At 74.9% G+C, this 10,371-nt stretch carries 7 protein-coding genes and 1 pseudogene; 2 read left to right on the top strand and 6 right to left on the bottom strand.

What is annotated here, in order from left to right:
- Positions 1 to 207: 207 nt before the first annotated feature.
- Positions 208 to 633, bottom strand: coding sequence for an OsmC family protein (locus tag J2N69_RS31840; RefSeq protein ID WP_230903790.1), 426 nt, complete (start codon positions 631 to 633; stop codon positions 208 to 210).
- Between the two features lie 213 nt (positions 634 to 846).
- Between J2N69_RS31840 and J2N69_RS31835 the strand changes: the two genes are divergently transcribed.
- On the top strand, positions 847 to 1,125 hold the full coding sequence (locus J2N69_RS31835; protein ID WP_127909280.1) for a DUF4190 domain-containing protein: 279 nt from the start codon (positions 847 to 849) through the stop codon (positions 1,123 to 1,125).
- A gap of 116 nt (positions 1,126 to 1,241) precedes the next feature.
- Here J2N69_RS31835 and J2N69_RS31830 read toward each other — a convergent pair.
- Positions 1,242 to 1,432: pseudogene (locus tag J2N69_RS31830) on the bottom strand (peroxiredoxin); the annotation flags it as partial.
- Positions 1,433 to 1,480: 48 nt separating this feature from the next.
- The gene (locus tag J2N69_RS31825) at positions 1,481 to 2,500 is read right to left on the bottom strand and encodes an NADP-dependent oxidoreductase (protein WP_230903789.1); all 1,020 of its coding nucleotides are present in this window, start codon (positions 2,498 to 2,500) and stop codon (positions 1,481 to 1,483) included.
- Positions 2,501 to 2,652: 152 nt separating this feature from the next.
- Between J2N69_RS31825 and J2N69_RS31820 the strand changes: the two genes are divergently transcribed.
- Complete coding sequence (locus J2N69_RS31820; protein ID WP_230903788.1) at positions 2,653 to 6,057, top strand: AfsR/SARP family transcriptional regulator; 3,405 nt, start codon at positions 2,653 to 2,655, stop codon at positions 6,055 to 6,057.
- A gap of 26 nt (positions 6,058 to 6,083) precedes the next feature.
- Here the strand turns inward: J2N69_RS31820 and J2N69_RS31815 are convergent, their stop codons facing one another.
- The 3 genes from J2N69_RS31815 to J2N69_RS31805 all read right to left on the bottom strand — a co-directional run bounded on the left by J2N69_RS31815 (position 6,084) and on the right by J2N69_RS31805 (position 10,270).
- Positions 6,084 to 7,502: an amino acid permease gene (locus tag J2N69_RS31815; protein WP_230903787.1), complete on the bottom strand. Its 1,419-nt coding sequence runs from the start codon at positions 7,500 to 7,502 to the stop codon at positions 6,084 to 6,086.
- Between the two features lie 83 nt (positions 7,503 to 7,585).
- Entirely contained in the window at positions 7,586 to 9,784 is a 2,199-nt protein-coding gene (locus J2N69_RS31810; RefSeq protein WP_230903786.1) for a phage holin family protein, read from the bottom strand.
- Positions 9,785 to 9,859: 75 nt separating this feature from the next.
- Positions 9,860 to 10,270 (bottom strand): hypothetical protein, encoded by a 411-nt coding sequence (locus J2N69_RS31805; RefSeq protein WP_127909286.1) that lies wholly within the window; start codon positions 10,268 to 10,270, stop codon positions 9,860 to 9,862.
- Positions 10,271 to 10,371: the final 101 nt, after the last annotated feature.

Below are 10,371 nucleotides of genomic sequence, written 5' to 3'. Positions count from 1 at the left end.
TCCAGGCCTACTCCACTCCTCTCCCATCACAAAACTTGAGCGAGTCATTGTCAAGGGTCAGGGGGCGAGGGGGCGGGAGGCAAGGGGGCTGGAGGGCAAGGGGGGCCGGGGGCAAGGGACGTGCCAGGGGTCGGGGGCCGCGTACGACGATGCCGCCACCCCCGGCGAGGGGGGGACGGCATCGTCCGACCGTCTCCGGGTCCCGCGTCAGCCCAGCTTGGCCGTGAGGGTGATGGTCGTACCCGTCAGCGCCTGGCTCACCGGGCAGTTGGCCTTGGCGTCCTCGGCCGCGGCGACGAAGGCGTCCTCGTCGATGCCGGGGACGGTGCCCTCGACCGTGAGGTGGATGCCGGTGATGCCCGTGCCCGGCTGGAAGGTCACGTCGGCCGAGGTGGTGAGGCGGCTCGGCGGGGTGCCGGCGCCGGTCAGGCCGTGCGACAGCGCCATGGAGAAGCAGCTGGAGTGGGCGGCGGCGATCAGCTCCTCCGGGCTGGTCCTGCCGTTCGCCTGCTCGGCGCGGGCGGGCCAGGACACCGCCTGCTCCCCGATGCCGGAGGAGTCGAAGGTGACGGTGCCCGAGCCCTCCGTCAGAGAGCCTTCCCAGACCGTGTGCGCGGAGCGCGTGGTTGCCACGATGCAGTTCCCTTCAGTGCGGTTCCGTGAATCGGAGTGCGGTTCCGTGATCGGAGATCCGTGGCCACCATCCGATCACACTCGGGGCGCGAATGGGCCGCGGGGCGGCTCCGGCGGAGCGCGCGGTCGCCGCCGCGCGGACTACCCGGCGCGTTTTGGGGCACCCGCCGTCACGTCACGCAAGACTGGAACGCGACTCGAAGGAGTGTGGCCATGTCGGCTTACGGCAGTCGGTCAGCGGCATCTCCCGGTTCCCGCACGAACAGCTTCGCGGTGGCCGGGCTCGTCTGCGGCATCGTCGGGCTGTTCTTCCTCAGCGTCATCCTGGGACCGCTCGCGATCGTCTTCGGCGCCCTCGCCCTGCGGCAGCGGGCGGGCGGCGGAGGGATGGCGAAGGCGGCCATCATTCTGGGCATCGTCGACGTGGTCCTGTTCGTCGTCCTGATGGCGCTGGCCGCGTCGGGCGAGTTCAGCTGGTACGTCGGCGGCTGACCGCCGGCCGGGAGCCGTCCCGGCCGGCGGCCTCGGGCGATGCCGACCCGGGTCCTCCACCCTGCCCTTGCTCCTTGCGCCTCGCCGCTCCCGTCCGACCGTCTCCGGGTCCCGCGTCAGCCCAGCTTGGCCGTGAGGGTGATGGTCGTACCCGTCGGCGCCCGGCTCACCGGGAGTCGGCCTTGGCGTCCTCGTCGATGCCGAGGGCCGTGCCCGCGACCGTGAGGTGGATGGCGGTGACGCCCGTGCCCGGCTGGAAGGTCACGTCGGCCGAGGTGGTGAGGCGGCTCGGCGGGGTGCCGGGCCCGCAGCCGACCGATGAGGCGGTGCCGGGACGAAGGGAGCGCGGTGGCCCTCACTCGGCCCCTTCGGCGAGGCGGACCAGCATCTTGCCGGTGTTGGCGCCGCTCAGTACGCCGAGAAAGGCCTCCGGCGCGCGCTCGATGCCCTCGACGACGGTCCGTTCCGTGCGCAGCGAACCGTCCGCGAGCATCCCGGCCGCCTTCCCTATCCACTCCGGGAACAGGTCGAGGTGGCTGGTCACCAGCATCCCGCGCAGGGACGCCTCCTGCTTCGCCGCCTGGAAGAGGTTGTCGGGGCCGGGTGCCGGGGTCGTGTCGTTGTACGTACTGATCGCGCCGACCAGCGCGATACGGCCCTCGCGGCGGATGGCGCCGATCGCCGCCTGGAGGTGGTCGCCGCCCACGTTGTCGACGTACACGTCGATGCCGTCGGGCGCCGCCTGCGCGAGCTGCTCCGCCAGGCCGCCCTGCCGGTAGTCGAGAGCCGCGTCGAAGCCGAACGTGTCCAGCAGCTTCTTCGTCTTCTCCGGCCCGCCCGCCGAACCGATCACCTTCGATGCGCCCAGCGCACGGGCCACCTGCCCCGCGACGCTGCCGACCGCCCCCGCGGCGGCCGACACGAACACCACGTCGCCCTCCCGCACGGGCGCGGTGCGCGTCAGCGCCGCGTATGCGGTGAGGCCCGTCGTGCCCAGCGGGCCGAGGTAGGTGGAGGCCGGGGCGAGGGCGGTGTCCACGACCGTGGCCGCGTCCGCGTCGACCAGGGCGTACTCGCGCCACCCCGCGAAGTGCACGACCGTCGCCCCGACCGGCACCTGGGGCACGGCGGATGCCACGACCTCGCCCACGGCTCCGCCCTCCAGTGGGGCGCCCAGCTCGAAGGGCGGCATGTAGGAGGGCGCGTCGTCCATGCGGCCCCGCATGTACGGATCCACGGACATCCACAGGTTGCGGACGAGCAGCGTGCCCGCGGGCGGGGTGTCGGGGAGGGTGGTGGTGGCGAGGGCGAAGTCGGTGCGGGCGGGGGCGCCGACCGGGCGGGCGGCGAGACGGATTTCACGGGACCGGGGCATGGCCGTCTCCTCTAGAGGTGGTGCTTGTCGGGGTGACGGGACCACCGTGCCCGGGGCCGCGCACGAACCCCTGACGCCCCACGCACGGATCCCTGACGTGGGGAAGGGCGCCCTCGCGACGCCCCCCGCGAGGGCCCACGTACGGTGACCCCATGCGATACGAGGTCCTCGGCCCCCTGACCGTCCGCACGACCGACGGCACGGCCACCCCGGTCCCCGAGCCGAAGGTCCGCACCCTCCTCGCCGCCCTCCTCATACGCGCCGGCGCCCCTGTCCCCGCCGACGCCCTGATCGAAGCCCTCTGGGGAGACGGCCGCCTCCCCGCCGATCCCGCCAACTCCCTGCAGACGAAGGTCTCCCAGCTGCGCCGCGCCCTCGGGCGGGACGAGGTGACGTACGGCCCGGCGGGCTACCGCCTGCGCCTGGCCGAGGACGCGACGGACGCGGCCCGCTTCACGGCCCTGACGACCACGGCGTACGCGACCACGGCCGATCCCCGCACCCGGGCGTCCCTCCTGACCGACGCCCTGGCCCTGTGGCGCGGTCCCGCCTACGCCGACGTCCGCGACGCGGGCTTCGCCCGGGCCGCCGCCGCGCAGCTGGAGGAGCAACGGCTCACCGCTCAGGAGGCGTTGGCCGAAGCCCGCCTCGACCTCGGCGAACACGCCCCGCTCGCGGACGAACTGGCCGCTCTCGTGGCCCGCGAACCCCTGCGCGAGCGGCTGCGCGCGGCGCACCTGCGGGCCCTCTACGGCGCGGGCCGCCCCGCCGAGGCCCTGGCCTCGTACCACGCCCTGCGTACCCGGCTGGCCGACGAACTCGGCACCGACCCCGGCCCCGAACTCACCGCCCTCCACGAGGCGATACTGCGCCAGGACGCGTCCCTCACCGGCCCCAAGGCCCTGTCGCGGACCCCTGCGAAAGCCCTGCCGACGCCCCCGCCCGGTGGCGTGCCCGCGGGCACGCCACCGCTCTCGCCGGAGGACACCGCTGAGGACACCGCTCCCCCGCGCACCAACCTCCCCGCGCCCACCACCGGCCTCATCGGCCGCGACGACGCCGTGGCCCGCGTCCGCGAACTCGTGCGGCGCGAACGCCTGGTGACCCTGACGGGCCCCGGCGGCGTGGGCAAGACCCGCCTCGCCCTGGAAGCGGCGGCGGGCCTGGCGGACCACTTCCCGGACGGGGTCTGGCTGGTGGAGCTGGCCGGTACGACAGCGCACGGCGTGCCCGAGGCGGTCGCCGCCGAGCTGGGCGTCCGCGAGGACGACCCGGCCACTCCGGCGTACGAGGACGAGCCGCGCGGGGGCGACGACACCGGACCCCAGGGGGCGGCATCGCCGCGGCCCCGGGCAGGGGCGGACACTGCGGTGCGCTCCCTCACCCGGGCCCTCGCCCCCCGCACCCTCCTCCTCATCCTCGACAACTGCGAGCATGTCCTCGACGCCGCCGCGGAGCTGACCGCCCACCTCCTGCGCCGCGCACCGCGCCTGAGCGTCCTGACCACCAGCCAGGAACCTCTCGCCCTCGGCGGCGAGATCCTGGAAGCCGTGGCGCCCCTCGGCGAGGACGAGGCGGTACGCCTGTTCGCCGAACGGGCCCGGGCCGCCGCTCCCGGGTTCGCCCTGACCGACGACAACCGCGAGGCGGCCGCCCTCATCTGCCGCCGTCTCGACGGCATCCCCCTCGCCGTCGAACTCGCCGCCACCCGCGTCCGCGCTCTCGGGGTACACGCCCTCGCCGACCGCCTCCACGACCGCTTCCGCCTCCTCACCCAGGTACGCCGCGACGCCCCGGCCCGCCAGCGCACCCTGCGCGCGATGATCGACTGGAGCTGGGAACTCCTGACCCCGCCCGAACGCCGCGCCCTGCGCCGCCTCGCCGTCTTCCGCGGCGGCTTCACCTTGGAGAGCGCGGAAGCCGTGCTGACGCACACGCCGGACGTGCGGGACGTGCCGGACGGGGAAGCTGGCACGAGGGGAACCGCCTCCGACGGGGAGAGCACGGGAGAAGCCGTCCTCGTCGGGGAGGACACCGGGGATGACGGCGAAGACGTCCTCGACCTCGTCGCCCGCCTCCTCGACCGCTCCCTCCTCACCCCCGCGCGCCCGGCCCCGGGCGACGGCGACGGCCTCGTCCGCCACCGCATGCTGGAATCCGTCGCCGCGTACGGCCTCGAACGTCTCGCCGAGGCGGGCGAGATGGGCGAGGTCCGCCGCCAGTACGCCCGCCACTACGCCGACTTCGCCGAACGCGCCGCCCCCGCCCTCCACGGGCCCCACCAGCGGCTCTGGCTGCGCCGCCTCGACACCGAGACAGTGAATCTGCGCACCGCCCTGGACCACGCCGTCGCGGACGCCGACAGCGTCCTCGCCCTGCGCCTGGTCACCGCCCAGACCTGGTACTGGTACCTGCGCGGCCGCCTCACCGAAGCCGTCCGCTCGCTGGATCTGGCCCTCGGCCTGGACGCGCCGCCCCATGACCCGGCGCGCGGCGCCGCTGCCGCCGCCCGCGGCGCCTTCGGACTGCTCGTCGGCGAGGACAGCTGCGCCTACGACGCCGGCTGCGCGCCGAGCCCCGACGGCGCCGACGCCCGCGCCCGCTGGCTGCTCTCCTTCGCCCGCTGCGGCTTCGACCGCTCACCCGAGGAGGACCGGCGGGTCGACGGCCTGCTCGCCGAGTTCCGGGCCGCGGGAGACCGCTGGGGCGAGGCCGCCGCGCTCAGCACCCGCGCCAGCCGCGCCCTGTACCGCGGCGACCTGGCGGCCCTGCGCCGCGACGCCGAGCACGCAGCCGCCCTGTTCGCCGGGCTCGGCGACCGCTGGGGCCAGATGCACTCCTCCGAGCAGCTCGGCGTCCTCGCCGAGATCGCCGCCGACTACGACACCGCCGCCCGGCTGCAGCACGAGGGCATGCGCGGCGCCGAAGAGCTGGGACTGTGGACCGAGGTCTCCTTCCGCCTCTCCCGGCTCGGCCGCCTCGCGCTGCTCACCGGCGACGACGCCCGTGCCACCGACTGCCACGAACGCGCCGCCCGCCTCGCCGTCCGGCAGTCCCACCGGCCCGCCCAGCAGTTCGCCGAGATTGGCCTCGCCCTCGGCGCCCGCCGCCGCGGCGACCTCGACGCCGCGGAACGCCTGCTCACCCCCTGGCTGGACTTCAACCGCCGTTTCGGCATCGTCTCCGGCACCGCGCTGGTCCTCGCCCAGCTCGGTTACGTCGCCGAGCAGCGCGGCGACGCCGCCCGCGCCGAGCGGCTGCACCGCGAGAGCCTCGCCGCCGCCCGGGCCGGCGGCGACAACCGGGCCGTCGCCCTCGCCCTCGAAGGCCTCGCCGGTGCCCGCTCCCTCACGGCCGACCCCGCCGCCCTCACCGAGGCCGCCGCACTCCTCGGCCGCGCCGCCGCCCTCCGCGCCGCCGAGGGCGCCCCGCTGCCCCCGGCCGAACGCGCCGACACCGACCGCGCCGCGGCCCGCGGCCGCGCCGCCCTCGGCGACGCGGCCTTCGACGCCGCCTTCGACGCGTCGTACGCGGCCGGCGCGGGGCCGGCCCGGTAGCCCGGTGGGCCCGTGGCCCGTTGACCTCAGCCGTTCGAGACCGTGGCGGTCCGCTGCTTGCGGGCCGCCATCACCGCGTACACCAGCACGCCGACGAAGAGGAAGAGCACGCCCTGGTAGACCGCCGCGTATCCGGACCCGGCGACCAGCCACATGGAGAATCCGAAGGCGGCGCCCGCGAGGACCGCGTCGCGCACCAGGCGCCCGCGGTGGACGCGCTCGCGCTGCCCGGACACCAGGAAGTAGATCTGGGCGACGGTGGCCAGGAGGTAGGGCACGGTCGCCGTGAACGTGGTGATAAGGACCAGGGACTCGAAGACGCCGCCGGAGCCCGCCGCGTAGTTGTAGACGGTCAGGAGCGAGGCGAGGACGACGGTGACGAGGACGCCGACAGTCGGCACGCCCCGCTTCTTGCGGCCGAACGCGCTCGGAAACAGGCCGTCCTGCGCGGCGGCGTACGGCGTCTGGGCGCTCAGCAGCGTCCAGCCGTTGAGGGCGCCGAGGATCGAGACCAGCGCGGCGAGCGCGACCGCGGTACCGCCCCAGGAGCCGCCGAACATGACGTTGACGGCGTCGGAGAAGGGCGCGGTGGAGCCCACCAGCTTGTCGTGCGCGACGGTGCCGAAGACGGCGAGGGTGCCGAGCAGGTAGACGAGGGCGGCGCCGAGCGTGCCGAGGATGGTGGCGCGGCCGACGTTGCGGCGCGGATCGCGCACCTCACCGGCGCTGACGGCGGCGGACTCCACGCCGAGGTAGGAGAAGAGGAGGATCGCGGCGGACGCCGAGACGGCGCCGACCGGGCTGTCGTCGCTCGCCTGGAAGGGGCCGAGGTTGGCGCTGTCGAAGAAGAAGAGCCCGCCGACCGCGACGAGCAGCAGCGGCAGGAACTTCAGTACGGTGGCGACGAGCTGGACCGCGCCGACGTACCGCGTGCCCGCGAAGTTCGCGAGGGCGGGCAGGAGTTGCAGGACGAGCGCGGCCAGGCAGGCGGTCCACTTGTGTTCGTTGACGGGGACGAGCACGTCGAGGTAGCCCACGGCGGCGACGGCGAGGGCCGCGTTGGAGACCCACGAGGTGATCCAGTACGACCAGGCGGCCAGGAACCCGGCGAAGTCGCCGAAGGCCCCGCGCGCGTAGACGTAGGGGCCGCCGGTCCGGGGGTCGCGCTCGGCGAGGCGCCCGAAGACGAGCGCCAGGGCTATCGCCCCCAGGGTCAGGACACCGAAGGCGACGAGGCTGATCGTGCCGTACGGCGCGACGGAGGCCGGGAGCAGGAAGATGCCGCCGCCGATGATGTTGCCCAGAACGAGGCAGCTGGCGATGGGGAGCCCGAAGCTGCGCGCGTGCTTGCCCTGCCCTTCCTGCGCGGAGCCCGGGTCCTGTGCGGGAGCCCGGTCGTGCCCGGAGGCCGGAGCCGGCTGCGGTGCGGTTCCGGTGTCGTGCATGGGTCGTGCGCCTCTCGTCGTGCCATGGGGCCCGGGATCGCCGGGCGGAAGCCATGGTCGGGCACGGCGGACGCCGCTCAAAATCAGCGTGTTTTGTCCTGCGGGGCATGGTCGACGACCGCAAAAGCTGTGCCTGTTGGGGCGCCGGACGGCGAATCATTCACCGGAACGGAAGCCTCCGCCGAGAGCGGAACGGAATCCTCCGCCGGGATGGGGGCAGCGTCGGTGACCGGGACCTGCGGCCCCACGGCCTCGCCCAGCCAGCGCCGCAGGACGTGGTGGACCGCTTCGGCGCCGACCAGCTCCTCGCCGTCCGCCACCGGGGCGGAGAGGACGAGCGGCGACAGGAGGAAGGGGCGGGACTGCGCGCCGCCGAGCCCGCCGTGCGAGCCGATCTGCTCCTCGAAGGCGAGGACCTCGCCGTCCTGCGGGTCGTACCAGGAGTTGACCATGATGTCGGCGGCGTGCGGGAAGCCGTCGGTGCGCCGCACGGCCTCCAGGGCGCCCGGCCCGAAGTCGGCGAGCGGCCCGAGATCGACCGGGTCCTCGTCCAGGTACACCTCGGCCCCGCGCGCCCCCAGCACCAGCGGGCCGCGCCCGGCGCTGCGTACGAGGAGGAAGCCGATGCCCGGGTGGTTGGCGAGGGTCGGCAGCAGCGCCGGGTGGCGGCGGTCGATCTCCTCGCGGGTCATGCGGTGCCCCACGTCCGGGAAGGACACGAGCCCGAGGTTGCCGGAGGCGAGCACGATCGGCTCCGCGCGCCGGGCCGGGCGGCGCTCGCCGGTGCCCTCCTCGACCGGGCGGCGCAGCGCGGCGCGGACCGCGGCGCGGGCCTCGGCGCCGCTGTGGGTGCGCTGCGCCCTGCGCGGCACGGGCAGCCCGCAGCCGGCCCGGACGAGGTCGGCGAGGGTCAGGCCGTAGCGGGCGCGGAAGGTCTCGCCGGGGCTCTGGCCGTGGTCGGAGAGGAGCACGATGCGGTAGGCGCGCGGCGCGTGCTCGGCGACCTGGGAGAGCAGGGCGAGCGAGCGGTCCAGGCGGCGGAGGACCTTCTCCACGTCGCGGCCGGTCGGGCCCGAGTGGTGTGCCACTTCGTCGTACGCGACGAGGTCGGCGTAGACGGCGCTGCGTCCGGCGAGCATGTCCCCGATGACGGCGGCGACCACCACGTCCCGCTCGACGACGGTCGCGAAGGCGCGGATGAACGGGTAGAGCCCGCCGCGGCCGACGCGCGGGCGGCGCCGCTCGACGCGGGCGCGGGTGGACTCGCCGATCTCGCGGAAGACCTCCGCCACGAAGGACAGGGCGGTGCGCACGGCGTTGGCGGGGTCGGAGAAGTAGGCGAAGTATCCGGCGCGCGACCGGTTCCCCTTGCCCCGCCGGGCGGCCACGGAGAGGACGAGGGCGAGCTGTTCCGCGCCGCCGCTGAAGAGGTTGCCGCGGCTGGCACCGTCGACGGTGAGGAGGCCGCCGTCGCCGGTGCGCCGCACGGCCCGGCGCTGGAGCTCGACGGCGGAGGCGGGGCGGTTGCTGACCATGACCTCGCCGGTGTCCTTCTCGTACCACCGGAAGGCGGGCACGTCGAAGGTGGAGCCGTGCAGGATGCCGAGCTGGCTGGCGCCGGTCTGGCTGGACCAGTCGGTGCGCCACGGGGTGAGCCGGTGGGTGGGGACGCTGCCCGGGGGGCTCTGCCCGAGCCAGCGGGCGACGGTGGGCATGAGGCCCTTGGTGACGGCGGCGGTGAGGATGTCGTGGCCGACGCCGTCGAGCTGGATGAAGACCGTGCCGGGGGCGATCGGGCCCGGCTGCCCGGGGGTGCCGCGTCGTCTGCGGCGGTCGGCGAGGCGGTAGAGGCGGCGCCGGTAGGCGTCGTCGTCCCGGACGGCGAGGGCGCCGCCGGCGGCCGAGGCGACGGCCGACATGACCGCGGCGACGACCACGGCGGTCTCCGCGCCGGCTTCGCCGCGGTTCTCGGGGATGAGGCTCAGGGCGAGCAGCAGCAGCGAACCGTTGAGGAAGAAGGCGAGCAGACCGAGCACCAGCGCGGGTACGAGCAGCAGTGCGCGGACGAGCAGGGGCCACACCAGCGCGGAGAGCAGACCGAAGGCGCCCGCGCCGAAGGCGGCGGTGACCGCGATCCGGGTGGCGCTGTCACCGTCCTCGGACTGGAGTTTGAAGTCCGGCAGGATGCCGGCGAGCACGAGCATCGTCAGCGTGCTGACGGCCCATACGGCGACCACCCGCCACAGAGCGCTGCCCGCCCTGCGCCATCGCCCTCTCCCCACGCCGCACCCCTTCACCTACCACCCGGAACCGGACACCAGCCTGTCACAGGCCTCCGGTCGCGGGCCTGTGCGCCCTCAGCGGCCGTCGTAGCCCGCGGTCGGCATGGAGAGGCGGCGGTGCACCCGCGCCTTCATCCGTGAGTCGTACGCGGGCTCCGCGAGCCCGGCGGTCTCCACCCGCACCCCGCGCCGCGCGCACTCCGCGGTGAACTCCTCCGGGCACCGCAGCGCCCGCTCCAGGACGCGGCGGCTCGGTACGACGAAGAGGTCCACGAGGCCCGCCTCGACGTCGCCCCACAGCACCGCGTGGTCGGCGCGCAGTCCCCGGGCGAGGAGTTCGCGCGTGACGACGTACCCTTGCGCGGCCGCCCACCGCGCGCACATGGCGTGCTGGCTGCGCGAGTCGACCAGGAAGGGGTCGGCGTCCAGCTCCTCCAGGGGTGTCAGGCTGGCGATCGACGCCACTCGCACCACGGCGGTGTCCATGACGGTGTCCATGTCCACGACCTCTCCCACGGCGTCCCCCTCACCTCGGTCCCGGCCGCCGACCCTACTCCTGGCCGTAGGCTCGGAGACAGTCGCCATAA

Origin of the sequence: Streptomyces huasconensis (assembly GCF_021028635.1) — a bacterium.
Taxonomy (GTDB): Bacteria; Actinomycetota; Actinomycetes; order Streptomycetales; family Streptomycetaceae; genus Streptomyces; species Streptomyces huasconensis.
The sequence above is the reverse complement of the archived record's forward strand: the minus strand, read 5'-3'. Positions and strand labels throughout refer to the sequence as shown.